26 protein-coding genes, 1 tRNA gene and 1 pseudogene are annotated in these 22716 nt (G+C 61.7%); 12 read left to right on the top strand and 16 right to left on the bottom strand.

All coding sequences use genetic code 11. The annotated features are described in order from the left end of the window. The first annotated feature begins 23 nt into the window (after positions 1 to 23). Positions 24 to 1538, top strand: coding sequence for an FAD-dependent oxidoreductase (locus OS035_RS19670; protein ID WP_097625412.1), 1515 nt, complete (start codon positions 24 to 26; stop codon positions 1536 to 1538). 21 nt (positions 1539 to 1559) lie between these two features. On the opposite strand, the gene OS035_RS19665 is transcribed toward OS035_RS19670, so the two are convergent. Then, positions 1560 to 2003, bottom strand: a complete 444-nt coding sequence (locus tag OS035_RS19665; protein WP_246828211.1) for a hypothetical protein — start codon at positions 2001 to 2003, stop codon at positions 1560 to 1562. A gap of 30 nt (positions 2004 to 2033) precedes the next feature. After that, positions 2034 to 2240 (bottom strand): annotated as a pseudogene (locus OS035_RS19660) (TetR/AcrR family transcriptional regulator); the annotation flags it as partial. A gap of 106 nt (positions 2241 to 2346) precedes the next feature. Between OS035_RS19660 and OS035_RS19655 the strand changes: the two are divergent. After that, positions 2347 to 3096 (top strand): SDR family oxidoreductase, encoded by a 750-nt coding sequence (locus tag OS035_RS19655; RefSeq protein WP_097625410.1) that lies wholly within the window; start codon positions 2347 to 2349, stop codon positions 3094 to 3096. 59 nt (positions 3097 to 3155) lie between these two features. Here OS035_RS19655 and OS035_RS19650 read toward each other — a convergent pair whose 3' ends face one another. The 3 genes from OS035_RS19650 to OS035_RS19640 form a co-directional block, all read right to left on the bottom strand. Further along, complete coding sequence (locus OS035_RS19650) at positions 3156 to 3422, bottom strand: hypothetical protein (protein WP_097625409.1); 267 nt, start codon at positions 3420 to 3422, stop codon at positions 3156 to 3158. After that, complete coding sequence (locus OS035_RS19645; protein WP_010069037.1) at positions 3422 to 3592, bottom strand: hypothetical protein; 171 nt, start codon at positions 3590 to 3592, stop codon at positions 3422 to 3424. Before OS035_RS19645 ends, OS035_RS19650 begins: the two co-directional genes overlap by 1 nt. Before the next feature lie 101 nt (positions 3593 to 3693). Further along, positions 3694 to 3951 (bottom strand): DUF982 domain-containing protein, encoded by a 258-nt coding sequence (locus tag OS035_RS19640; protein ID WP_003586584.1) that lies wholly within the window; start codon positions 3949 to 3951, stop codon positions 3694 to 3696. A gap of 387 nt (positions 3952 to 4338) precedes the next feature. Here OS035_RS19640 and OS035_RS19635 point away from each other — a divergent pair, with 387 nt between their 5' ends. Continuing rightward, positions 4339 to 5166: a nickel-binding protein gene (locus OS035_RS19635; protein ID WP_097625408.1), complete on the top strand. Its 828-nt coding sequence runs from the start codon at positions 4339 to 4341 to the stop codon at positions 5164 to 5166. A gap of 153 nt (positions 5167 to 5319) precedes the next feature. Here the strand turns inward: OS035_RS19635 and OS035_RS19630 are convergent, their stop codons facing one another. Continuing rightward, entirely contained in the window at positions 5320 to 5613 is a 294-nt protein-coding gene (locus OS035_RS19630; RefSeq protein WP_097612589.1) for a DUF982 domain-containing protein, read from the bottom strand. A 309-nt stretch (positions 5614 to 5922) separates the two neighbouring features. On the opposite strand from OS035_RS19630, the gene OS035_RS19625 reads away from it, so the two are divergent. Further along, positions 5923 to 6105, top strand: a complete 183-nt coding sequence (locus OS035_RS19625) for a hypothetical protein (protein ID WP_097625407.1) — start codon at positions 5923 to 5925, stop codon at positions 6103 to 6105. A 706-nt stretch (positions 6106 to 6811) separates the two neighbouring features. On the opposite strand, the gene OS035_RS19620 is transcribed toward OS035_RS19625, so the two are convergent. Both OS035_RS19620 and OS035_RS19615 read right to left on the bottom strand, forming a co-directional pair. Beyond that, positions 6812 to 8305: an FAD-dependent monooxygenase gene (locus OS035_RS19620; protein WP_097625406.1), complete on the bottom strand. Its 1494-nt coding sequence runs from the start codon at positions 8303 to 8305 to the stop codon at positions 6812 to 6814. Between the two features lie 116 nt (positions 8306 to 8421). Further along, positions 8422 to 9279, bottom strand: coding sequence for a LysR family transcriptional regulator (locus OS035_RS19615; RefSeq protein ID WP_183777792.1), 858 nt, complete (start codon positions 9277 to 9279; stop codon positions 8422 to 8424). A 107-nt stretch (positions 9280 to 9386) separates the two neighbouring features. Here OS035_RS19615 and OS035_RS19610 point away from each other — a divergent pair, with 107 nt between their 5' ends. Beyond that, positions 9387 to 9845, top strand: a complete 459-nt coding sequence (locus OS035_RS19610; RefSeq protein WP_097625405.1) for a DUF3237 domain-containing protein — start codon at positions 9387 to 9389, stop codon at positions 9843 to 9845. Between the two features lie 304 nt (positions 9846 to 10149). Here the strand turns inward: OS035_RS19610 and OS035_RS19605 are convergent, their stop codons facing one another. Together OS035_RS19605 and OS035_RS19600 are read right to left on the bottom strand one after the other, a co-directional pair. Continuing rightward, entirely contained in the window at positions 10150 to 10320 is a 171-nt protein-coding gene (locus OS035_RS19605; protein WP_165503887.1) for a hypothetical protein, read from the bottom strand. Between the two features lie 178 nt (positions 10321 to 10498). Further along, positions 10499 to 10702: a CsbD family protein gene (locus OS035_RS19600; protein ID WP_097625404.1), complete on the bottom strand. Its 204-nt coding sequence runs from the start codon at positions 10700 to 10702 to the stop codon at positions 10499 to 10501. A 151-nt stretch (positions 10703 to 10853) separates the two neighbouring features. On the opposite strand from OS035_RS19600, the gene OS035_RS19595 reads away from it, so the two are divergent. Continuing rightward, the gene (locus OS035_RS19595; protein ID WP_131710885.1) at positions 10854 to 11081 is read left to right on the top strand and encodes a hypothetical protein; all 228 of its coding nucleotides are present in this window, start codon (positions 10854 to 10856) and stop codon (positions 11079 to 11081) included. 141 nt (positions 11082 to 11222) lie between these two features. On the opposite strand, the gene OS035_RS19590 is transcribed toward OS035_RS19595, so the two are convergent. Continuing rightward, positions 11223 to 11298, bottom strand: a tRNA-Lys gene (locus OS035_RS19590). 278 nt (positions 11299 to 11576) lie between these two features. Between OS035_RS19590 and OS035_RS19585 the strand changes: the two genes are divergently transcribed. The 4 genes from OS035_RS19585 (at position 11577) to OS035_RS19570 (ending at position 15642) form a co-directional block, all read left to right on the top strand. Next, positions 11577 to 12458 carry an AraC family transcriptional regulator gene (locus OS035_RS19585; RefSeq protein ID WP_097625402.1) on the top strand — a complete coding sequence of 294 codons (882 nt, stop codon included), beginning with the start codon at positions 11577 to 11579 and terminating at the stop codon, positions 12456 to 12458. 158 nt (positions 12459 to 12616) lie between these two features. Next, the gene (locus tag OS035_RS19580) at positions 12617 to 13366 is read left to right on the top strand and encodes a cytochrome c biogenesis CcdA family protein (protein ID WP_097625401.1); all 750 of its coding nucleotides are present in this window, start codon (positions 12617 to 12619) and stop codon (positions 13364 to 13366) included. A gap of 190 nt (positions 13367 to 13556) precedes the next feature. Beyond that, a complete protein-coding gene (locus OS035_RS19575) occupies positions 13557 to 14492 on the top strand; it encodes an MBL fold metallo-hydrolase (RefSeq protein ID WP_165503886.1) in 936 nt (311 codons plus the stop codon). A gap of 187 nt (positions 14493 to 14679) precedes the next feature. After that, entirely contained in the window at positions 14680 to 15642 is a 963-nt protein-coding gene (locus tag OS035_RS19570) for an AEC family transporter (RefSeq protein WP_331813987.1), read from the top strand. Here the strand turns inward: OS035_RS19570 and OS035_RS19565 are convergent. The 5 genes from OS035_RS19565 to cysG are packed head-to-tail and all read right to left on the bottom strand — an operon-like array spanning position 15610 to position 20815. Continuing rightward, entirely contained in the window at positions 15610 to 16821 is a 1212-nt protein-coding gene (locus tag OS035_RS19565) for a UbiH/UbiF family hydroxylase (protein ID WP_097625399.1), read from the bottom strand. The two genes, OS035_RS19570 and OS035_RS19565, sit on opposite strands and share 33 nt — an antisense overlap. Before the next feature lie 38 nt (positions 16822 to 16859). Continuing rightward, positions 16860 to 17372: a DUF934 domain-containing protein gene (locus OS035_RS19560; RefSeq protein WP_097625468.1), complete on the bottom strand. Its 513-nt coding sequence runs from the start codon at positions 17370 to 17372 to the stop codon at positions 16860 to 16862. Positions 17373 to 17382: 10 nt separating this feature from the next. Next, positions 17383 to 19053, bottom strand: coding sequence for a nitrite/sulfite reductase (locus OS035_RS19555; RefSeq protein WP_183777713.1), 1671 nt, complete (start codon positions 19051 to 19053; stop codon positions 17383 to 17385). Positions 19054 to 19061: 8 nt separating this feature from the next. Further along, on the bottom strand, positions 19062 to 19376 hold the full coding sequence (locus tag OS035_RS19550) for a DUF2849 domain-containing protein (protein ID WP_064838392.1): 315 nt from the start codon (positions 19374 to 19376) through the stop codon (positions 19062 to 19064). 2 nt (positions 19377 to 19378) lie between these two features. Beyond that, entirely contained in the window at positions 19379 to 20815 is a 1437-nt protein-coding gene (gene cysG / locus OS035_RS19545) for a siroheme synthase CysG (RefSeq protein WP_097625467.1), read from the bottom strand. Between the two features lie 267 nt (positions 20816 to 21082). Here cysG and OS035_RS19540 point away from each other — a divergent pair, with 267 nt between their 5' ends. Together OS035_RS19540 and mazG are read left to right on the top strand one after the other, a co-directional pair. After that, the gene (locus OS035_RS19540) at positions 21083 to 21670 is read left to right on the top strand and encodes a deaminase (RefSeq protein WP_097625397.1); all 588 of its coding nucleotides are present in this window, start codon (positions 21083 to 21085) and stop codon (positions 21668 to 21670) included. Positions 21671 to 21691: 21 nt separating this feature from the next. Further along, positions 21692 to 22537 (top strand): nucleoside triphosphate pyrophosphohydrolase, encoded by an 846-nt coding sequence (mazG, locus tag OS035_RS19535; RefSeq protein ID WP_097625396.1) that lies wholly within the window; start codon positions 21692 to 21694, stop codon positions 22535 to 22537. The last annotated feature ends 179 nt before the right edge of the window (positions 22538 to 22716 follow it).

Genomic DNA, 22716 nt, shown 5'->3' with positions numbered 1-22716 from the left:
ATAATACACACATGGAGATGGCAATGACACAGAATTCTACGGTGGACGTGCTAATATCAGGTGCCGGTGCAGCTGGCCTGACGCTGGCGATCGAGCTGGCGCGGCGCGGCGTCAGCTTTCGTCTAATCGAGAAATTGAACGACCCGTTCCGCGGCTCGCGCGGCAAGGGCATTCAGCCGAGAACGCAGGAAGTCTTCGAGGATCTCGGCATCCTCGACCGGATCGTCGCGCTCGGCGGCGCCTATCCCCGGCAGCGGGAATATCGCGACGATGGAAGCTTCAGCGAATCCGACGCCGTCCTGCGCGAGGAGCCGACGCCTGCCGAGCCCTATCATTTTCCGCTGATGGTGCCGCAGTTCCAGACCGAGGGCGTGATGCGCGAGCGCCTCCTCGAACTAGGGTACCGCCCGGACTTCGGATGTGAACTCATCGGCTTCGAGCAGGATGATGCGGGCGTGACGGCGCGGCTCCAGGGTCCGTCCGGGCAAGAGACGATCCGCGTGCGCTGGCTGGTCGGCGCCGATGGCGGGCGCAGCTTCGTGCGCCACGCGCTTGATATCGGCTTTCCCGGCAAGACGCTCGGCGTGCGCGCCATCGTCGCCGACGTCATGCTGACGGGTCTGGATCGCGACGCCTGGCATCGGTTCGGCGAAGGCTATATGCAGCGGCAGATTGGGCTTTGCCCGCTCGCCGGAACGGAGCTGTTCCAGATCCAGGCACCGATCCCGCTCGAAGGTGAGATCGATCTTTCCGCGGCGGGTCTGACCGCGCTGGTGGCGGAGCGCACCGGCCGCGACGATATTCACGTCCACTCGGTTTCCTGGGCGTCGGCCTTCCACATGAATGCCCGCCTTGCCGATCGCTACCGGCTCGGCCGCGTCTTCCTGGCCGGCGATGCCGCCCATACGCATCCGCCGACCGGCGGCCAGGGTCTGAATACCAGCGTGCAGGACGCCTATAATCTCGGATGGAAGCTGGCGGCGGTCGCCGGCGGCGCGCCGGATGCGCTGCTCGACAGCTATGAGCAAGAGCGCCGCCCGATCGCGGCGGCGATGCTCGGTCTTGCCACCGGTCTTCTCGATGCGCTGAAGCGCGGCGATCTCAGGCGTGGCCGCGAGGTCCATCAGCTCGATATCGGCTATCCCGAATCTTCCCTCTCATTGGAAAAACCGGCCCGGCGCGGCGGCCTGCTGGCAGGCAACCGTGCGCCCGATGCACCGCTCATGGCTGCGGCCGGCCAGCCGAGACGTTTGTTCGAACTGTACAAGGGCACGCACTGGACGTTGCTCGGCTATGAGGTCGACCAGGCAGCCGTGCCATCGCGCAAGGGATTACATATTCACAGGATCGGCGGGAGCGGCGACCTCATCGATCAAAGCGGACACTTCCTTAACGCCTACGCCCTGACGCCGGGCGACTTCGTGCTGGTGCGTCCGGACGGTTATATCGGCGCAATTGTCGCATCCCGTGAAGCTTCGGCGCTGGAAGACTATCTCGCCCAGTTGGGCCTTGGCCTGACGGCGGGAGAACGGTCATGAGGCGATAAGCTGACCGCGCCTTTATCGGTCACAGCGCATTCCCGGCTCGCTGACCTCGCATTCCCGGTCGTTCAATTCCGGCTGCGCAACCAGATATGAGCGAAACATGGTCGTCAGCTGCCTTTCGGCCTCAAGACCATCGGCCGCGGACAAAACGCGGTGGCAGAAGGGCGGGACGGTTCCGTAAAGCGCTGCCGCCAGGGTTTGAGCAAGCAGGCCCGGATCGGCGAAACGGCCGTCCGCCGATGTGGACAGCATCGCCTCGATGGCCCCTGCGCTCCGCCGGACCGCCGCCTCGATCAACGCGCGGACGTCGAGTTCCATGGCGATGCGATAGAGGGCTGGGGAAATCTCAGCCTGCGCCAACTGCGTTTGAAGATAGGCCTTCACCACGGGCTCGGCGATCAACTCTTTCGCAGCGCACCGGTTTTGATCACGCGCTTTCTCGATGGCGCCGGCCAGCATTTCGAGGTGTCGCTCCAGCACCGCGAAGAGCAAGGCCAGCTTGTTCGGGAAATACTGGTAGAGCGTTCCCACAGAAACGCCGGCACGGCGAGCCACTCGCGTGGTGTTCAGACGGATGAGGCCATCGCTCGACAAAACCTGAAGGGTTGCCTCGAAAATGGCGTCGACAGTGGCGATGGCTCGGCCCTGACGCGGGGATTTCCGGGGGGTTAGCGGTAGCGGAGAGCCCGTTCCCATAAGCGAATCCAAAAGCTGAAGGATGTTTCATATATAACTTCCGGCCCCGCTGCTCCAGCAATCCTGCACGCCATGCCGGGTCTTCAGACGTAAATTGGAGACGAATGTGGGTAAATTGGACGGTAAAATCGCAGTCATCACCGGCGGCAACTCGGGAATGGGACTGGCGACAGCCAAGCTCTTCGCACGAGAAGGCGCAAAACTCGTTATCACTGGCCGCGATCAGGCGACGCTGGATGCGGCGGCGCAAAGCATCGGCAATGGTGTCGACGCCATCCGCAGCGATATTTCCAGGATTGCAGATATCGATGCGCTTCGCGACCATCTCGAAAGAAAGTATGGTCGCGTCGATATCATCTTTGCGAATGCCGGCGGGGCAAAGCCAAACCTGTTCGAATACATGTCGGAGGAAGAATTCGATTTTTCCATCGCCAACACCTTTAAGGGAACCTACTTCACAGTGCAGAAACTCGTTCCGCTCATGCACTCCGGCGGCTCGATCATCCTCAACACCTCGACGCTCAGCAGACAAGGCCGCCCCTATGTCAGCGTCTACTCCGCGGGGAAAGCCACCATTCGTTCGCTGGCACGCTCGCTGACCGTGGAACTGAGCGAGAAAGGGATTCGCGTGAATGCCATGGCTCTGGGCTACATCGATACCGATCAGGCGCGTAAAGCAGGCATGAGCGAAGAGATGATCGAGCAGACGAAGGTGCAGGTGCATGCTCAAATTCCGATGCACCGCAGCGGCACGGTCGATGAGATCGCCAAAACAGTGCTGTTTCTCGCCTCCGATGACTCGGCCTACATCACAGGCTCTGAATTGTGCGTCGACGGTGGCTGGGCGCAGATCTGACAACGCTTTCGGCGGCTCTCCGTGAGGCGCGGCCTGAAACGGCGGGAGGCCCTCTCGTGTCAGAGGGCGTCGCGCTTGTATCGCGGTGTCCAACCGCGGGTCATTCCGCGGCTCATCGCCCGCTCCGCCAGGGCCAATTGCTGGCGGAGATGTTTGCAGTCGTCGAGCAGCGAGCGGATCGCCGCCTTAGCATTGTCGTCATGCCAGGCCAGCACGGCTTCGACTTCCCAAGCACGATCGGGCCAAGCAGCATCGGGCCAAGCAGGATCAGGCAAGGCCAGATTGGGCGACATGGGATCGGGCTCCTGGATCTTTGCCGGCTGCATCAGTTCAGCGCCAATGGCAATTGAACCGGACGCGGCAAGGGCGGCAGCGGCCGGCTGAGTTCGACCTTTCTCTGCCAGGCGGCGCGGCGCAACTGATCGCGCTCGCGCGCCGCACGCGACGCTTCGACAAGGGCTAGGGCGTTGGCGATCACTTGTTCCGTATGCGTCATGACCATCTCCAATGTTCCTGTTTTGTTCTAATTTAGCCTCTCGGCCGAAAATGTCAAGTCGGGCGGATCTGGCGTTCAGGACGATTGGATCAGGCGGGTGTTCAGTCCGCAGCCTCAATGACGGCGATGCCGGCTTCCTGAGCAGCCCGGATAAAGGATGCCCGCACCTCTTCCGGCGGGAGATCGCCGATAATCGCATCCAGGCAGGACTTCACGGCTTCGAAATAGTCTTCGCCGTCATCGACCGGCCACTCGTGCAGCAGCGTGCGCGCAGCGTCCCACACAGAGTTAATAACGGCATAATGGCCAAGCCCCATTGAGGCCAAGCCGACCGGTCGAAAATTTGCCGTCTGTCTCACTTTGCTACAGCTTTTCCAATTTCGGTGAGCTTACGAGTTAAAGATGCAATTTGCGTGCCGTGGGGTAGGCGGGAGCGGACATTCTCCTCGCCCCCTCCAGCAGGCGCTTTGAGAACATGCAACGCTTGAAGTGCTCTGATCGGCGTCGAGAACCCCGCAACTGGTTATCAAACGGCTGATTATGGTAAATATCAGGCTTCTCCTGCCGAGCCTACTCATTAAAAGCCGGCCTTTGCCGAGTATTCTATAGAATTTACAGCAACGCATCGAATTCTCCGGAAGCAACAGCCTTTATATTCATTCATTGATTGTGCCAAAGGTGGACGCGAAAGCGTCCAGATCGTAGAATGCCATCGCTTGCACGCAACGGATCTGGGAGGACACGCGATGCCTATCTTCATGGATCGGCACTTTCTCGAGGGAACGTCGGCGGCCGACGTTGCGCAGGCGCATCGCATGGATCTGGACATCCAAGATCGCTACGGCGTCAAGTTCCTGACCTATTGGTTCGACCAGCGCCGCGGGACCGCCTTCTGTCTCGTGGATGCCCCTGACATGGAAACCGCCCAATGTGTGCATCGCGAGGCGCACGGCTTCGTCGCTGGCGAGGTCGTTGAGGTCGCTTTGTCGGCTGTCGAGGCGTTTCTCGGCCGCATTCATGACCCCGATCCGGCGCCTGGCCAATCCTCCGCCGAAATAGATCCCGGCCACCGGGCAATCCTCTTTACCGATATCGTCGGATCGACCGAGATGACCGCGCGGCTCGGCGACCGCATCGGGACTGAAATGGTGAGAGCCCATGACGCGATCGTGCGCCGATGCCTCGGCCAAAATTCCGGCCGCGAAGTGAAGCACACCGGCGACGGCATCATGGCGGCCTTTTCCGCGACCACTGCCGCCGTCGAATGCGCCATGGCAATCCAGAAGGAATTCCAGCTTTACAACGGCGGAAACACCGAGCCGATCCATATCCGCATCGGGCTGGATTGCGGCGAGCCGGTCGAGGACAGTAACGATCTGTTCGGCTCGACCGTACAGCTCGCCGCACGCCTCTGTGCGGCCGCATCAAGTGACCAGATTCTCGTCTCAGAGAATATTTTTAGGGAATACGGCGCCGCCGATCTCTTCGGTCACGCCTCGCGCCGGCGGCTCAAGGGCTTTTCGAAGCCTGTGATGGTGTTCCGCTGCGACTGGGCGAATGACAGCCTTGCTTGAAATTCCGTCGAGCCTGCGACCACCGGAGGACATCTGTCTCTCGTAGTGAGTGTCATGACGCTTTCTGGCGAAGAATAGGCGGCCGCCGAGCAGCCTGAACGCAAGACGCGCCGCACATGACGTGACGGCGCGCCCCCTGCCTACTCACTATCATCAGGCATTCCCGATATTTCGATCCCCCATTAGTTGCTCGAATTTGGGGGCGCCCTCGACTTTGGCGAGCACACCCGACATCTTCAGAAAACGCCGGAAATTCTCGCGCGCAGCGCTCAGCGGGAAACGGCCGCTGGCCGTGTCCCTGCACGCCTTCAACAGCGTGTCATATGCCAGACCTCGTTTGTCCTGCGGCCATTCATCCAGAAAATCGAAGATTTCATCGAGACATGTGATCTCCGCGATGAAATGCTGACGATGAAGCAAAACCGGATCAAACCGAGTTTCCGCCATAGTATCCTCCCATTTATATTACTTTTTTATGGGATAATATTACTGAAAAACCTTGATTTATTCAAGACAAAATCACCTGCCTTTAGCCAAAAGCATCCGCAACTACTTCCATAACGGCAGAATAGCCCGATCAGCTTATCTTGAGTGAATTGGTCAGCGATCTAGGTTCAAAAGCACCAAGATCTAGATTGATTGATCCATCGCACACGTGTTCAGCCAAATATGATCAATCGCGCCGTAAGTTTGGTATAGGCTCGTGAGCGGCATGGCAGAATGCGACCAAGATCAACTCCGCAAGGGAGAGCCCAGATGAACCGATTTCTGACTTTCGTAGCCGTCGGCGCACTGCTTTGTGTGTCCGTGATCACATCTTCCTGCACCTCGCCCGGCAAGCACGATCGTGAAGATTTCCAGTATCAACGGGACACGTCGATCAACCCGGCTTGCGCAGGTGGTTTCAGACCCGGCAACGCCCGCTCGTGCAGTTATTGAAGGTCTGGGCCGCAGACCTTCGTTCAGCGCCTCGCTGCGATTGCCGGACCGCCGAAGCAAGCTGCTGCCGGGCCCCGCCTTGCGGGAGAGCAGCCGTGGCATCACTGCGTCGAGGAGAAGCGCGAGACGGCAGTAGGAATGGTTAGGGAACCGCAAGCCCCGCCGGGCAGTTAAGCCAGCGGGTCACGGTTGGCTCAATTCAAACAGGAGAGCGTTCCCAATGAACAATTTGATCTGGCTTGTCGGCGCTGTCGTCATCGTGCTCGCAATTTTGAGCTTCTTTGGCTTTCGCTGATTTAAGACCTTACCGATGTAAATTGTGGCGACGGGCCTTCTCTCCATTCAGATGGAGATGGGACCCGCTGGCGCCAACGGATCGATAAGCTTCGGAGCGACTTGTCTCTGTTGGCTTGACGTGACTGGGCCTATTTGCGCGCCTTGTCCGCCAAGGTCGATCTAAGATCCGCTGCCCTTTCATCGACAATCCACCGAATGTCTGTCGGATAGGCTACATCACCCCCGCCGGCGCGCTTCCCAGAGCCGACTATCTCGCCCATTCCTTCAGCCAGGCGCGCCCCTGGGAGGCTTTCGGCATCAGCCGCCGGACATGGGAGCGCCGCGGCAAACCCGTGCCGGGGACCGAGGCGATATCGGATTGCGGTTCGATGCCGCTGGCCGCTTAGACTAGGCCGCAGTCTTTTCGGCATTAGCCAGGTGGTCCGAACCAGGTCGTCATCGCCTCGTGGAGACCATCCGGCTTGCCCTCGCCCACCCACGCCACATAGCCGTCGGGCCGGATCAGCACTGCGGCTGGGGCAGAGACCGCGCCCAATGCCGGCAGCTCCCATGCGCCATCATAGCTGGCCTCAACCAACTGGACGCGGGCCGACCACGGCGTGATGTCAAGGCTGCTGGGTGTGCCGAAATTCAGAAGCGCTGCCCGCGCATTTCGGAGCAGCGCATTGACGCGCAACGGGCCATCGGGCGTGATGAGGTCGAGGTCGGGCATGCGGCGGCCGAGCAGCGGGTGGCCCTCGCCGAGATCGTAATGGATGGCCAGTCCGGACATTTCGGCGGCGATCTTTTTGCGCGGCTCGTCCATGGCGAGGAGTTCCAGGACGATGTCCCGCAAGGCTTCGCTGCGGTCATCGGTCCGTTGCAAGGCGACCTGCGCCATCGTCGTGCGCAGCACGCGGGCAGCCACCGGATGGCGCTCGGCGTGATAGCTGTCGAGCAAGCTTTCCGGCGATATTCCCTTCACCACCTGCGCCAGCTTCCAGCCGAGATTGACGGCATCCTGCACGCCGGTGTTGAGGCCCTGCCCGCCCACTGGAGAATGCACATGCGCGGCATCGCCGGCCAGGAAGATGCGGCCCTTGCGATAAGCCTCCGCCTGCCGCGACATGTCGGTGAACCTGGAAATCCACCTCAGGCTATGGATTCCATAATCCGTGCCGCATGTTTCGATCAGGGCTTGCCTGAAATCGCTGAGCGTCGGCTCGGCCGTGCCGCCGGCACTCTTTTCCGTCACCATGACATTGACCGGGCCTTCGCTGGCAAAGACGACCTTGCCGTCGCGAATTTCATATTCCTCGCGGCCGAAGGCGTGCAGGCCGAGCACTGTGCGATGGACGCCGAGCGGCGGCTCCACCTCCATCTCGGCCTCAGCGAGAATATTGCTGGTGGTCGCATCCCATCCCGGAAATTCAATGCCGGCGATCTTGCGAACCAGGCTGCGGCCGCCATCGCAGCCGACGAGGTAGCCTGCCCTGAGCTTGAAATCATCGGAAAGTTCGACGGTGACGCCGGTGTCGTCCTGTACGAATCCGGTCAACTCGCAGCCACGATAGATCGTCACCGGCAGTTCGCCGACCCATCCGGCCAGAATGCGCTCGATATGCTTCTGCCGCAGCGCCAGCCCGTAATTGTGCCGGGTCGGAAAATCGCTGATATCGAGCCGCGTGACCGCAAACCCGGTAACCTGGGCGATCTGCCCTTCCGCGAGGAACCGGTCGACCACGCCGCGCTGATCGAGAACCTCAAGCGTGCGCGCGCTGAGACCGCCGGCACGCGAACCGACGATTTCCTGGTTCGGCCGGCGTTCGACGATCGCGACGTCGACACCTACCAGGGCCAATTCGCCCGCCAGCATCAGCCCCGTCGGCCCTCCTCCGGCAATCACGACAGCATGTTCTCTCATCCGCAAACTCCTCGGTTTGGATGTCCAGGCGCGATATAGGAGTTCAGGTGCTACCGGGAAGCCAAACTGATCGGGCTGGCCTGTTGTCGGTTTTGCCTGTCGCAGGTTGTTCCCTATCAGGCTGGCTCGTGAGCCCGCTCACAAAGCCATGCGCAGAGTTGCCTGGGCGCGAGACGGGAGTCGTCGGCGCGCATCAACGCGAAATGCCAGGCCGGCCCGGTCAACACATATTGAAAGGGTGCGATCAGCAGTCCCTTTTCCAAAAGCGGTCGAAACAAGGACGGCGACAACAGCGCCACGCCGACACCTGCCACCGCCGCACTGGCATCCAGTTCGTGCGTGGGATAGTCGACCATCACGAACCGCAGAGCCGGCGGCGTCTCGCATTGAGCGCCCCTGAACCAGGCATCCAAATCCGGGTGCGGCAAAAGCTCGAAATCGGCCAGCTCATTCGGCCTATTCAGGGTTCTTGTTCCAAGCAGAGAGGGCGCCAGCATCGGAGTTGCCTCAACCGGCGCGAGCCGATACTCGTCAAGCCCTTCCCATCCGCCACGCCCTGTCCGTATGGCGACGTCAAATGCGCTGGGATCGCGAATATCGGCGGAGACATCGACCTCGATCGGTGATGTTCCTCCTGAGTGATATCGTGACAGCCGGGGTGCGAGCCAACGCGAGGCGAATGTCGGAGGCGCTGTCAGCCGGAGCGGCGGCATGGCCGCCTGGAACTCATCAAGCGCGCCGGCAATGCCATCCAATGCCGTCCGAATTCGGCCCGCCAGAACAGTGGCAGCAGCCGTCGGGACAACGCGGCGCCCGGCGCGCTGGAACAGCGACTGGCCAAGGTCGGCCTCCAACGTACGGATACGCAGGCTGACTGCCGCTGGGGTAAGGCATAAACGCTCTGCCGCGCGGGCAAAGCTGCCGACAGAAACGCACGCTTCCAGAATTCGCAAGGACTCCAACGGCGGCCGCATAATCTCTTCGCTTTTCATGAGTTTTTCTTGTGATGCTCACAAGCAAAGCGCGTTTTGGCGACAGAGCGCTTGCGGCTAGGGTTGAAGTCAACGATAGGCGATCTGACATGACCCTGCAATCTCGGCCCTTATTCAGACTTTTCATGACACTTCAGCCGGCCCTGGAGCTCGGCCAGACGCCGGCCGGAGGCCGCCGCATATTTTCCGTTTCCGGTGGATATTTTGAGGGCGAGCGCCTGAAGGGCGAGGTGTCGCCGCTGATTGGCTCCGATCTGCTGCTTGCGCGCGCAGACGGCACGTTTCAGCAGGATGTCAGGCTCCTGCTCGTCGCCGATGACGGCGATCTGATCTTGATGACCTATCGCGGCATCAGGCGCTCCACCGCGGCCGTTGATGAGCGTCTGGCACGCGGCGAAGCGGTCGACGCCTCCGAATATTATCTGCGGACAACTCCCTGGTTCGAGACGGCCGCGCCACGGCACGCGTGGCTCAACCAAATCGTCGCGGTTGCGCAGGGCGGACGGTGTCCGGGCGGCGTTGAGTATGACGTATTTGAAATTCTCTAGATGTGCTCCTAGGCCATCGGCGATGGGTAAACATCAAGCCGCAACGGCTTCTTTCAGCGGAGGCTGATTCCGTGTCGCAGGTAATTCTCCCTATAAATAAAGACCCTACTGGTTGGAACGACTTGCGACAGGGGTTTCTGCCCTGCTTTCCAAAGCCATGTTGCTTGCCGCTTGCTGCCTTCTTGCCGTGGAACCCGGACTTTTCAACACGACCAGACCGGGTTGGAAGCCCGTGTGGCAGGCACTCTCCCGGCCACCGTTTGTTCTCGAGGGGCGATCAATCAAATAGTTGGTGTGATGTGCCTCAATGCGGAGCCGCGGTTTTTTGCGGAATCGTCTCAGCCGCTGGTCGCTCGGACGGATCGGCGGGATGGCCATAAATCGTGTAGGCGGCGCCCGCCAGAACGCCCAAGACGAGAAGGGCGAGTACGTACAACATCATTCCGCGGATGGCTGTTTTCGGTGTCTTGTCCATTGGGATCTCCAGGATTGCTCAGTGCTCAAATTCACTGCGCGCGCTTCTGGTTCCGAGAATGGAGGTCTGTCGATGATCGCTTTTCTCACATGCCAGGTTGCGCTTCATCGAAGGCGCGACCGGCGCGCACAAGCCGCCGGCGAATGCCGGCGGCTTGAGATAGGCGATGTCTCTCTGATTACCAGGGCTGGCGGCCGTACCAGTCGTCTATGTCTCTCTTCGCACGGTCTTTTTCGTAACCGTAGCGCTCCTGGATCTTGCCTTCGAGCTGATCGCGCTTGCCAGCGATAACGTCAAGGTCATCGTCAGTGAGCTTACCCCACTGCTCCTTTACCTTGCCCTTCATCTGCTTCCAGTTACCTTCAACACGGTTCCAATCCATGGGTATTTCCTCCTATCGTTGGAATAGAAGAACGGGGATGGAGGTTAAGTGTTCCGATCCATAAATGGACAACCCGAAAGATGCAGTCACCCGGGAACAATCAGATCCAGATCCAGTTTAACGTGCACCCTTGTCCGTAGCGGAGGCGACGATGTGGGCAATCCTGATCGGTGCGGCTCTCATAATTGGAGGACTTCTTTTTCTCTTTCGGTCGACGCTCAGCCGAAGGCCGAGTGACTCGCGCCAGATGCCGCAAGGCGGCAGCACACTGGAACCGCGGCACCAGGGCCTCAGGTTCCTGGGCGTATCGCAAAATTGGCCGGCCCTGGCTGTGATTGCGGTTGGCGTGCTTCTATTGGCTTTTGGCGGATATTCATGACCACCGGCTATGTGTGTCCCACCCCGCACGGTTGAACCAGGCGACCAGCAGCGCCATGAATCGGTCGACCAATTAGACCGACCGTGCGACTTTGCGGTCGTCGCAAAAGCCGCACGCAACACCAGTATCTAATTGATTTTATGGTGAGAGCGTCGGGGTTCGAACCCGAGACCTACTGATTAAAAGTCAGTTGCTCTACCGGCTGAGCTACGCTCTCCCTCTCCGCGGGTGAAGCACCCCGGCTGGAAGTGGGCGGAACATAGGCAGGCGACCCATTGCGGTCAACCGAAAAATTCAGCTTTTTCCGGCAGTCGGCACATTTCTTGCGGACGCAAGGCACATCCTTGCGGACGCAAGGCACATGACGAGAAAATCGGCGGTGAGCTTGTCATCGAATCCTTGGCGATGCTCTGCGACCCGTGAGAAAACCGCAAGATCGGTCGAGCGCATCAGGCCGGCCTGCGCTTAGTTGATGCTGCCACGGAGAACAGACGGATGAAGGCGGCGCTTCAAAACTACCATGCCCGGATGCAGCGGGTGCTTGACTACATAGACCGCCACCTGGACGACGATCTGGACCTGGAAACGGTGAGCGGCGTTGCGGCATTCTCGAAGTTTCACCTCCACCGGCAGTTCACGGCGACCTTCGGTCTGTCTGTGCATCGCTATGTCCAGCTTGCCCGGATGAAGCGCGCTTCGCACCGGCTGGCCTACAGGGATGCGCAAAGCGTCACCGAGATAGCGATGGATGCCGGTTACGACGCACCGGATGCCTTCGCCCGCGCCTTTCGGCAACGGTTCGGGCAATCGCCTTCGTCGTTCCGGAAGTCTCCCGAATGGGAGCCGTGGCTTGCGGCCTTCGGGCCTCTCAATAACGCTAGGAGCAAGCGCATGCAGAAGAATTTTACCACTGACGACGTGACGATTCGATATGTGCCGCCGACGCCGGTGGCGATCATCGAGCATCGGGGCGACCCGACGACGCTCGGCGCCACCATCCAACGGTTCATCGTCTGGCGCACGGCCGCAGGCCTGCACCCCAGGACAAATCCGACCTTCAACGTCTGGCGTTCCGAGCGGCGTCCCGCCTCGCCTGCAGATTATAGCGTGGACCTTTGTGTCGGGACCGATCAGCCGATCGCGGCGAACGGCGATGAGATCAAGGCCGGCGAGATCCCCGGCGGACGCTGCGCCGTGCTGCGCGTCGTCGGCAACACCGATAATCTGGAGCCCGCCGCGCTCTATCTCTATCGCGACTGGCTTCCGCTGAGCGGCGAAGAAACTCGCGATTTCCCGATCTATTGCCAGCGGCTGAGCTTCTTTCCGGAGGTGCCGGAGCATGAGGCGGTTGCGGAATTGTTTCTGCCGCTGAAATAGCGCTCTCTGGTGGCGGCCTGTCGCTTCTGATCGCAAGATACGGACAGGCCGCTATCCCCCCATTTGCGGCTCAGGGCTCGCCAAACGCAAAAAGGTGATTGGCAATCCACGGCCTGCAAAGCTAGGAACATCATGCAGATTGCAGCCGGAGAGAATGCGTGTCGATTGCCGATATTTCCCTGTGGAGCGCGCTGATTGCCGGGGCGCTTTCCTTTCTGTCGCCCTGCGTGCTTCCCCTCGTCCCACCCTATCTCTGCTATATGGCCGGCATTTCAGTCGAGCAGTTCCGCGGCGGCGGTGCGGTTGCCGTCTCGCCGGACGTCCGACGCGGCGTGTTGTTTTCCGCTCTGCTCTTCACGCTCGGTTTTGCCACCGTCTTCGTGGCGCTTGGCGCCGGCGCCTCCAGCATTGGCATGGCGCTTCGCCAGCATCTCGACCTGTTGTCGAAGCTCGGCGGTCTGATCATCATCGTCATGGGGCTGAATTTCCTCGGCCTTTTCCGAATCGGCATCCTGGCCCGCGAGGCGCGCTTTCAGGGTGGCGGCAAGCCGGCGACGTTGACGGGGGCCTATATCATGGGCCTTGCCTTCGCCTTCGGCTGGACACCCTGCATCGGCCCGGTGCTCGGCGCGATCCTCGGCGTCGCCGCCTCGCGCGAGACGGTCGGCTCCGGGGCCGGGCTGCTCGCCGTCTATTCGCTCGGCCTTGCCATCCCCTTCTGGATCGCCGCCGGCTTTTCCGGTGCCTTCATGCGCTTCCTGTCGCGCTTCCGCCGCCATCTCGGCACGGTGGAAAAGGTGATGGGCGTCTTCCTCGTGCTGACCGGCCTCGCCTTCCTGTTCGGGTGGGTCAGCGATGTGGCGATCTGGTTTCAGCAGACCTTCCCGATCCTGATGCAGATCGGCTGAAGCGCGCCCGGTCGGTCGATCCGCGCCGGTTGTCCGACGCCGGTACCCTGCATGACAGGACCTATGCCGTGGTATAGGCCGCCCTCTCCCTCGACCCATCCGCCCTTACCTTCGACCCAATCGATCGAAAACACGCCTCGATGTAGCGTCGTCGATGCCGTGTTTAAGCGGCGGTCAGAAGGAGACAAACATGAGCCTCGCGACAAATATGAGCCTGGAAGACACCTCACATCCCGGTGGACCAGGGCCCGGTGAACTGGTTCCCTCGCGCTACGCAGTGCAGATCGGCGAGATCGAGGTGCTGGTGATCAGCGATGGAGTGCTGCCGCTCCCCACCACGATGTTGGCGCACAATGCCGAGCCTGCGGTGCGTGAAGCCTGGCTGAACCACATGTTCCTGCCGCAAGACTCGCTGGATTGGCCACTAAACGTGGTGGTGGCGCGCAGCGGCGGGCAGACCATACTTCTCGATGCCGGGCTCGGCCTCGACCCGGACCTGCACTTGCCGCGGGCCGGGCAGTTGATCAAGCGACTGGAGGATGCCGGCGTCGATCTTGCATCCGTGACCGATGTGGTGTTGACCCACTTGCACATGGACCACATCGGCGGGCTTCTCGTGGACGGGGTGAAGGAGCGGCTGCGCCCCGACCTCAGGATCCACCTGGCGGCGGCCGAGGTGAAGTTCTGGGAAGCGCCCGATTTCTCCCGGACCCGCATGCCGCCGGGCTTCCCGGATGCGCTTCGGGCGACCGCCAAACGGTTCGTGAACGAGTACCGCAGCCACCTGCGGCTATTCGATGACGAGTGCGAAGTGGCGCCAGGCGTCGTCGCCCGCCGCACCGGCGGCCACACCCCCGGGCACAGCGTGGTTCGCCTGGCCTCCGGCGGCGACCGGCTGACCTTCGCCGGCGACGCGGTGTTCGCCGTCGGCTTCGACCAGCCTGACTGGCATAACGGCTTCGAGCATGACCCCGAGGAAGCGGCGCGCGTCCGGGTCGCTCTCCTGCGGGAACTGGCGGCGACCGGCGAACTACTGGTGGCCACCCACCTGCCCTTCCCCTCCGTCTGCCATGTGGCGGTTGAGGGCGAAACCTTCCGCTGGGTGCCGGTCTTCTGGGATTACTGACCGCTCTCTGGTCAGGTCTGCAACAAAAGGCGCCCCGCCTGTAGAGCGTTTCCGTCTTTCCCTCGAATGACGAAAACGCTCTATCGATTTGTTTTGCACAACTCCCGAGACCAAACCGCTACACAGTTTCGCTGGAATTGCTTAAGTCAGATCCTGACCCGCCGATCCCCGCGCACTGGAAGACCTCTTGGCCGATATCCTCAGCCTGCTCCTGCCGTTCTTCGGCCTGATCCTCATCGGCTATGCCGCCGCCAAGGCGACGAAGCCGCCGGCCGAAGCGCTGGGATGGCTGAACACCTTCATCATCTATGCCGCCCTGCCCGCCTTGTTTTTCAAGCTCGTCTCGCGCACGCCGATCGAAGAGCTGACGCGCATCGATTTCATCGTCACCGATATCGCCGCGACCTATGCGGTGTTCACGCTGCTGTTCGTCATCGGCCGCCTCGTGCGCCGCAATTCGCTTGCCGACTGCACCATCCAGTCCTTTGCCGGCGCCTATGGCAACATCGGTTATATGGGGCCTGGTCTGGCGCTGCTGGCGCTCGGTGAAGGTGCCGCCGTGCCGGTGGCGCTGATCATCTGTTTCGAGAACGCGCTGCATTTCATCGTGGCGCCGGCGCTGATGGCGGCGGCCGGCGACGACAGGCGTTCCGCCGGACGGCTTGTCGCCGATATCGCCCGCAAGGTGGCGCTGCATCCCTTCATCCTGTCGACGGCGGCAGGTTTTGCGGTCGCCGCCCTGCATCTCGACCAGCCGCTGGCGTTTCAGCGCCTGGTGGATTACCTCGCCCAGGCGGCCGCGCCCTGCGCTCTGTTTGCCATGGGCGTGACGCTGGCGCTGCGGCCGCTGAAGCGCATCCCGGCCGAAATCTCATATATCGTGCCGGCTAAGCTGATCCTACATCCGATCGTGGTGTTCCTGGCGCTGACTGCCGTCGGCGGTTTCGAGCCGGTGTGGATCCAGGCCGCGGTGCTGCTCGCCTCGCTGCCGACGGCGACCAATGTCTTCGTCATCGGCCAGCAATATGGCGTGTGGCAGGAGCGCGCCTCGGCGACGATCCTGATCACGACGGTGCTTTCAGTGGCGACGGTTTCGCTGTGGCTGATCGCGATCCGCTCAGGCCTTCTTCCGCTTCAGCTTTTCCCGTAGCGCATCGGGAATATCGCGGAAGCCCCGGCCGGGCTCGATGCCTTCGCGCATCACGATGCTGCGCAGCGGCGGAATGGCCGAGAGGATATGCAGGCCGGCGGCCCGTAGCATCTGCACCGGCAGGAAATCCGAGAGCAGCGAGCGGTTGAGAAGATCGACGCTTGCCGTGCGCGTCATGATGTCGGCACGGCGCTTGTGGTCGAAACTTTCGCCGGCATCGGCTGGCACCGGCAATTCCGCCCTGTCGCAAAGGATGTCGGTCAGCGCCATGATATCGCGCAGGCTGAGGTTCAGCCCCTGCGCCCCGATCGGCGGGAAGACATGGGCGGCCTCGCCGATCAGCGCGATGCGTCCCTTGCCGAAACGATGCGCCATCATGCCCGACAGCTGCCAGAGCTGGACGCCCTCCTCCACATCGACTTTGCCGAGCATGGACTGCATCTGCGCCTCGACAAGCCGGCCGAGTTCGACAACCGGCAATTCCATGCGGGCGGCCGCCTCAGCCGGATCCTGCACCCAGACGAGGCTCGAGCGGCTCCCCGGCAGCGGCACCTGGGTGAAGGGGCCGTGTTTGGTGTGGAATTCGCTCGAGATGTTCTGGTGCGGCAGGGAATGGGCGAAATTCAGCACCATGGCCGATTGCGGATAAGACCACTTGCGCACGCCGATCCCGGCCGTCTCGCGCAGTTTCGAGCCGCGACCATCGGCGCCGACGGCAAAATCGGCGAAAAGCGTCTCGCCGCCGGCTAGTGCGATCGACACTTTCTCGGCCGAGATCTCGATCGATTCGGCCATATCGGTGAAGCGGGTGATATTGCCCTCGTCGGCCGTGGCCTGTTCGAGGATCGCGGTCAGCGCCTTGTTGGGGAAATTATAGCCGAAGGCATCGAGGCCCACTTCGGCGGCGCGGAAGGTGGTGGTCGGCGCGCGCAGCAGCCGGTCGGTGCCGTCGATGATGCGCATGCTGGCAAGAGGTGCCGTCGCCGGGCGGAGCTTGTCCCAGAGCGCCAGCCGATCGAGAAAGCGGATCGACTGATCCATCAGCGCCGTGGTGCGCCGGTCCTCCTTTGCGGCAACGGGCGCCACCAGCGCCACGCTGCGGCCGCCGCGGGCGAGCGCGATTGCCGCGATCATACCGGCGAGGCCGCCGCCGATCACCGCCACTTCGAATGTCTTCATGCTACCGTTCCGTCATCGTGAAAAGACGGAGCGGCCGCTTATGCGGCCGGCTTCGCCTGACGGCGCCAACTATAGCCCTTGCCGGCTTCGGCGTCACGCACCGCCGGCTGATAATGATGGGGAATGGCGGGAAGACGGTTTTCGGAAAGCCGCTTCAGCGCCGTGGCATTGCTGACAGCAAAACTGTCGATGCCGACGCGCTGCATCAGCGGCACCTGATCGATCAGCACGTCGCCGACGGCGCGCAGCTCGTTGGTATAGCCGAGACGCTGGCGCAGCAGCGAGGCATGGCTGAAGGCGCGGCCGTCGTTGAACGCCGGAAAGGCGACGGCAACGATGTCGAGGCGGGATAGATAGGGCTCTAGCCGGCGCACGTCGTCGGCCGGCTTGATCAGCACGCCGAGGCCGACATCATTGCTTTCGTCGGCCTTGGCGATCAGTTCGTCGAGGCCGAGCAGCGGCTTCTGCTGCCCGCTCGCCTTCACCTCATCGGTCTCGATCACCCAGGGATCGTTCTCGACAAAACCGGTCTCTCTCCAGATCTTCGTCATCATCGCCTCCTTACGCCGCTTCCGCGGCGGCGCCATAGAGCGCGGTCTTGAAAGGCTGCGGTCCGACGCGGCGATAGGCAGCAAGGAAGATTTCGGACGGATCGAGGCGCAGGCCGAGATAGGTGTCGACGATCGTCTCGATCGCGTCCGTCACCCGGTCCGGCTCGAAGCCGCGGCCGATGATTTCACCGATCGAGGTATGTTCGTCGCCGGAGCCGCCAAGCGTGATCTGGTAGAGTTCGGCGCCCTTCTTCTCCACACCGAGCAGGCCGATATGGCCGACATGGTGATGGCCGCAGGCATTGATGCAGCCGGAGATCTTGATCTTCAGCTCGCCGATCTCGGCCTGGCGTTCGGCGCTGCCGAAGCGGCGGGAGATTTCCTGCGCCAGCGGAATGGAGCGCGCATTGGCGAGCGCACAGTAGTCCAGCCCCGGACAGGCAATGATATCTGTGATCAGGCCGGCATTGGCTTCCGCCAGATCGATAGCGACGAGACCGCGATAGACGGCTTCGAGATCGGCCAGCGCCACATGCGGCAGGATCAGGTTCTGCTCGTGGCTGACGCGGATTTCGTCGAAGGCATATTCCACGGCGAGATCGGCGATCGCATCCATCTGCGCGTCGGTGGCATCGCCCGGAATACCGCCGATCGGCTTCAGCGAAATCGTCACCATGCCGTAATCGGGGTTCTTGTGCGGCTGCACATTCTGCTGGACCCAGCGGGCGAAAGCCGGATCGGCCTTCTTCCAGCGGGCGAGGTTTTCCCAGCCCTCGGCGCGCTGAGGCAGGTCAGGCAGCGCGAAATAGCTGGTGATCGCCTCGACATCCTGTTCCGGCAGTTTCAGCTCACTATCCCTGAGCGAGGCGAATTCGGCCTCCACCTGGCGCGTCAATTCCTCGGCGCCGGTTTCGTGCACCAGGATCTTGATGCGGGCCTTGTATTTGTTGTCGCGGCGGCCATGCAGATTGTACACGCGCACGATTGCCGTGGTGTAGGAGAGCAGATCCTCCTCGGGCAGGAAGTCGCGGATCAGCTTGGCGATCATCGGCGTGCGGCCCTGGCCCCCGCCCACATAGACGGCAAAGCCGATCTCGCCCTTGTCGTTCTTCTTCAGGTGCAAGCCGATATCATGGACCTGGATGGCGGCGCGATCGCGCTCGGCGCCGGTGACGGCGATCTTGAACTTGCGCGGCAGGAAGGAGAATTCAGGATGGACCGACGACCACTGGCGGAGGATTTCGGCATAAGGCCTGGGATCGGCAATCTCGTCGGCGGCTGCACCGGCGAAGTGATCGGCGGTCACGTTTCTAATGCAGTTGCCCGAGGTCTGCAGCGCATGCATCTCGACGCTGGCAAGATCGGCGAGCGCATCGGGGATTTCCGACAGCTTCGGCCAGTTGAACTGCAGGTTCTGGCGCGTGGTGAAATGGCCATAACCGCGGTCATAGGTGCGGGCGATATGGGCGAGCATACGCATCTGGCGCGCGCTCAGCGTGCCATAGGGAATGGCGATGCGCAGCATATAGGCATGAAGCTGCAGGTAGACGCCGTTCATCAGGCGCAGCGGCTTGAACGCATCCTCGGCAAGCTCGCCGGCAAGGCGGCGCTGAACCTGGTCGCGGAACTGCTCGACACGCTCGCTGACAAAGGCATGGTCAAATTCGTCGTAACGGTACATCGTCTTCCTCAGACTGCAATGAATTCGGGATCGGCCGGAGCGTAGCCCGGTGCATATTCCATGGTCGGACCTTGCGCACGGATGCGCTCACGAAGGCGAAGCGGCCAGAGAATACCGTCAGTTTCCTGAACGTCGACGACGGCGACGTCAACCACCTCGTTGTCGGCATAGGACTTCTTGCCGATCGCCTCCAGCGCTTCGACGGCTTCGTTATGACGGGCGACAAGCGCCTCCTGCAGCGAGGTGGACCATTTCCCGTTCGCATCCAGCCAGACGGCAATGCCGTCCGTCAGCCGGTTGGCCGTCAGAACCTTGTCTACCATATTCAGCTCCTTGCAAGTTCCTCGAGCCGGGCGTTCGCACGCACCAGCGGCTCGGACAGTTCGAAATTGGCGCCGGCAACCGCATCGCCGATAATGACCATGACTGGTCCCGTCAACTCGTCACGGTGCTGCAGATCGGGAAGATCGGCAAGCGTGCCATGCAGCAGACGGCGCTCCGCGCGGCTGGCATTTTCGATAACGGCGACTGTGGTCTCGGAGGGAATGCCGGCCTGCATCAGCCGCTCGGCGACCGAGGCGGCAACCGTGCGGCCCATATAGACGGCGATCGTCGCGCCCGAGACAGCAAGGCTTGCCCAATCGGGTAGCACGTCGCCGGTGAGATCATGGCCCGTGGTGAAGACGAGCGAGGAGGCAACGCCGCGTAGCGTCAGCGGCAGCTCGAAATCGGCAGCAGCGGCGAAAGCCGAGGTGATGCCGGGCACGACCTCATAGGTGATGCCGGCAGCGCGCAATGCGGCCATCTCTTCGCCTGCCCGGCCATAGACCAACGGATCGCCCGACTTGAGGCGGACGACGCGCTTTCCCTGGCGGCCGAGCTCGACCAGAAGCTCGTTGATCTCTTCCTGCGATTTCGAATGGCAGCCCTTGCGCTTGCCGACGGAAAGCCGCTCGGCGTCGCGGCGGCCCATATCGACGATCGCCTGCGGCACGAGCGCGTCAAAGACGATGACATCGGCTTCCATCATGACCCGCTGGGCGCGCAGCGTCAGCAGATCCTCGGCGCCTGGGCCGGCGCCAACCAGCCAGATATGGCCGGCGACCTTGTCGATAGACCTTAGCAGCCGGTCGGCGGCATGACGGGCCTGCGGCAGGTTGCCGTTGGCGACCGCATCGGCCACAGCGCCTGAGAAGAAGCGGCGCCAGAAGACGCGGCGGGAAACGCCGCGTGGCACCAGTTGTTCGACGACTTTGCGGTAGCTCGTTGCGAGTGCAGCAAGCCGCCCGAGCGAGGGGGAAAGAAGCTGATCGATCTGCGCCCGGATCATCTGCGCCAGAACCGGCCCTGCCCCTTCGGTGCCGATCGCTACAGCGACCGGGGCGCGATTGACCAGCGCCGGGGTGAAGAAATCGCAGTAATCGGGCTGATCGACGGCATTGGCCGGAATTCGGGCGGCGCGGGCGGCATCGACGATCTCGCGATCCTCGGCTTCATCGCCGGTGGCGGCGAAAACCAGTGCCGAATCCGCGACCTGCTCGGCGGAAAAGCCGGCGCGTACGGTCTCGATGCGGTTGGCAATCAGGAAGGCGTGATAATCGGCTTCCGGCCTGTCGGCATAGGCAACGATCCGCGCCCGCGTGTTGAGCAGCAGCCGCACCTTGGCGAAAGCCTCGTCGCCATTGCCGAAGACAGCCGTCTTCTGGCCTTCCACGCGAAAGAAGGCTGGAAATACCGAAAGCTGCTCAGTCTTGGGAGACATCATCAATCCACTTCGAAGTTGCCAGAATATGCCCGTGATCGACAAGGGATTGAAGGAACAGAAATTCGAAAGCCCCAGCAAGCGCGTATTCTTTTGCTCGCGTCGTCGGCGATTTGAGAAAAGTCACCCGTGCTGACGAAAACCACCTGATCCCACTCTCTTTGCTGCAGCGCAGTATAAAGCCTGTGACAAACGGCGTCCACCGGCGTTTGGCGCATTTCGCTCGCGCCGCCAAGACGATAGACTGAGGGAAAACCGGAGACGCCAATGCCTGACAAGACGATCGCCGCCCGCCTGCTTTCGGTCATCGAGAACGATATCCTGCCGCTGACCGAGCACGGCGTTTCCCTGGGCAACAAGGTGTTCGGCGCGGCGATCCTGCGCAAATCCGATCTGTCGCTCGTCGTCGCCGAGACCAATAACGAGTTGGAGAACCCGCTCTGGCACGGCGAGGTGCATACGCTGAAGCGCTTCTACGAACTTGGCGAGAAGCCGGCGACCAAGGATCTGATCTTCCTGTCGACGCACGAACCCTGCACCATGTGCATGTCGGCGATCACTTGGGCGGGCTTCGACAATTTCTATTATTTCTTCAGCCATGAGGATTCCCGCGATGCCTTCGCCATTCCGCACGACCTGAAGATCCTCAAGGAGGTCTTCGGACTTGAACCCGGCGGCTATCGCAGGCAAAACGGCTTCTGGAATAGCTTTGCCATCGCCGATCTCGTCGAGACCGAAGAGGCTCAGCCGAAGACCGCGCTCATGGCGCAGACCGCGCGCATCAAGGCCCGCTACGACGCGCTTTCCACGACCTACCAGTCGTCGAAGAGCGCCAACGATATTCCCCTTAACTGAGTCCCGCTCAACTGAGGCACCATGGAACCTTCCAAAGATATTTCCCGGCTGATCGAGATCATGGCGGCATTGCGCCATCCCGAGACCGGCTGCCCCTGGGACATCGAGCAGAATTTTGAGACGATCAAACCCTATACGATCGAGGAAGCCTATGAGGTCTCCGACGCGATCGAGCGCGGCGATATGGACGATCTCTGCGACGAGCTGGGCGACCTGCTGCTGCAGGTGGTATTCCATGCCCGCATGGCCGAGGAGGCCGGCGAATTCTCCTTCGGCGACGTCATCAACGCCATCACCACCAAGATGATCCGCCGCCACCCGCATGTCTTCGCCCGCTCGGCAGCCGACACGCCGGACGCGGTGAAGATTCAGTGGGACGAAATCAAGCAGGCGGAAAAACGCGATCGCGCCGAGCGCCGGGCAAGGCGCGGGATCACCGAAGATTTCAAGGGCGGCTTCCTGGGATCGGTGCAGCGCAGCTTTCCGGCTTTGACGGAAGCGCTGAAGCTGCAGGAACGCGCCGCCAAGGTCGGTTTCGACTGGTCGGCGCCCGAGCCGATCCTCGACAAGATCGAGGAAGAGATTGATGAGCTGCGGGTGGCGCTGAGAGACGGTGATCGGGCAAAAGTCAGCGACGAACTCGGCGACCTGATCTTTGCGGTGGTCAATATCGGCCGGCATGTGAAGGCCGATCCAGAACAGTCGCTGCGCGGAACGAATATGAAATTCCGGCGTCGTTTCAATCACATCGAGAATGTTCTTGATGCAGCAGGCGAGACACTGGAAGCGGCCAGCCTGGAGCGGATGGAGGAGATCTGGCAGGCGGCGAAGGCGATTGAGCGGGCTGTGATCTCGGGCACTGAGTGAGCACTCGGCGGCATCGCCTCTCGGCCCATCTGACACGGGATATTCACTTGCTTTGAAAAGAGTGATTCACCGCGCAGACGCGCGGTGGCTGGATTCCTGTGACAGGCACAGGAATGAGGGAGGGTGAGTTTGGCGCCTTCCAAGTCCTTGAGCGCGAACGATTCAGTGGCTGGAGCCCA

It is taken from the genome of Rhizobium sp. 268, from assembly GCF_036571585.1.
In the GTDB taxonomy this organism is placed as follows: Bacteria; Pseudomonadota; Alphaproteobacteria; order Rhizobiales; family Rhizobiaceae; genus Rhizobium; species Rhizobium redzepovicii.
The sequence above is the reverse complement of the archived record's forward strand: the minus strand, read 5'-3'. Positions and strand labels throughout refer to the sequence as shown.

Coding starts and splice junctions, on each gene's coding strand:
- OS035_RS19670 (WP_097625412.1), top strand. CDS start 24: ATGACACAGAATTCTACGGTGGACGTGCTAATATCAGGTGCCGGTGCA.
- OS035_RS19665 (WP_246828211.1), bottom strand. CDS start 2,003: ATGCTGGCCGGCGCCATCGAGAAAGCGCGTGATCAAAACCGGTGCGCT.
- OS035_RS19650 (WP_097625409.1), bottom strand. CDS start 3,422: ATGCAGCCGGCAAAGATCCAGGAGCCCGATCCCATGTCGCCCAATCTG.
- OS035_RS19645 (WP_010069037.1), bottom strand. CDS start 3,592: ATGACGCATACGGAACAAGTGATCGCCAACGCCCTAGCCCTTGTCGAA.
- OS035_RS19635 (WP_097625408.1), top strand. CDS start 4,339: ATGCCTATCTTCATGGATCGGCACTTTCTCGAGGGAACGTCGGCGGCC.
- OS035_RS19630 (WP_097612589.1), bottom strand. CDS start 5,613: ATGGCGGAAACTCGGTTTGATCCGGTTTTGCTTCATCGTCAGCATTTC.
- OS035_RS19625 (WP_097625407.1), top strand. CDS start 5,923: ATGAACCGATTTCTGACTTTCGTAGCCGTCGGCGCACTGCTTTGTGTG.
- OS035_RS19620 (WP_097625406.1), bottom strand. CDS start 8,305: ATGAGAGAACATGCTGTCGTGATTGCCGGAGGAGGGCCGACGGGGCTG.
- OS035_RS19615 (WP_183777792.1), bottom strand. CDS start 9,279: ATGCGGCCGCCGTTGGAGTCCTTGCGAATTCTGGAAGCGTGCGTTTCT.
- OS035_RS19610 (WP_097625405.1), top strand. CDS start 9,387: ATGACCCTGCAATCTCGGCCCTTATTCAGACTTTTCATGACACTTCAG.
- OS035_RS19605 (WP_165503887.1), bottom strand. CDS start 10,320: ATGGACAAGACACCGAAAACAGCCATCCGCGGAATGATGTTGTACGTA.
- OS035_RS19600 (WP_097625404.1), bottom strand. CDS start 10,702: ATGGATTGGAACCGTGTTGAAGGTAACTGGAAGCAGATGAAGGGCAAG.
- OS035_RS19595 (WP_131710885.1), top strand. CDS start 10,854: ATGTGGGCAATCCTGATCGGTGCGGCTCTCATAATTGGAGGACTTCTT.
- OS035_RS19585 (WP_097625402.1), top strand. CDS start 11,577: ATGAAGGCGGCGCTTCAAAACTACCATGCCCGGATGCAGCGGGTGCTT.
- OS035_RS19575 (WP_165503886.1), top strand. CDS start 13,557: ATGAGCCTCGCGACAAATATGAGCCTGGAAGACACCTCACATCCCGGT.
- OS035_RS19565 (WP_097625399.1), bottom strand. CDS start 16,821: ATGAAGACATTCGAAGTGGCGGTGATCGGCGGCGGCCTCGCCGGTATG.
- OS035_RS19560 (WP_097625468.1), bottom strand. CDS start 17,372: ATGACGAAGATCTGGAGAGAGACCGGTTTTGTCGAGAACGATCCCTGG.
- OS035_RS19555 (WP_183777713.1), bottom strand. CDS start 19,053: ATGTACCGTTACGACGAATTTGACCATGCCTTTGTCAGCGAGCGTGTC.
- OS035_RS19550 (WP_064838392.1), bottom strand. CDS start 19,376: ATGGTAGACAAGGTTCTGACGGCCAACCGGCTGACGGACGGCATTGCC.
- cysG (WP_097625467.1), bottom strand. CDS start 20,815: ATGTCTCCCAAGACTGAGCAGCTTTCGGTATTTCCAGCCTTCTTTCGC.
- OS035_RS19540 (WP_097625397.1), top strand. CDS start 21,083: ATGCCTGACAAGACGATCGCCGCCCGCCTGCTTTCGGTCATCGAGAAC.
- mazG (WP_097625396.1), top strand. CDS start 21,692: ATGGAACCTTCCAAAGATATTTCCCGGCTGATCGAGATCATGGCGGCA.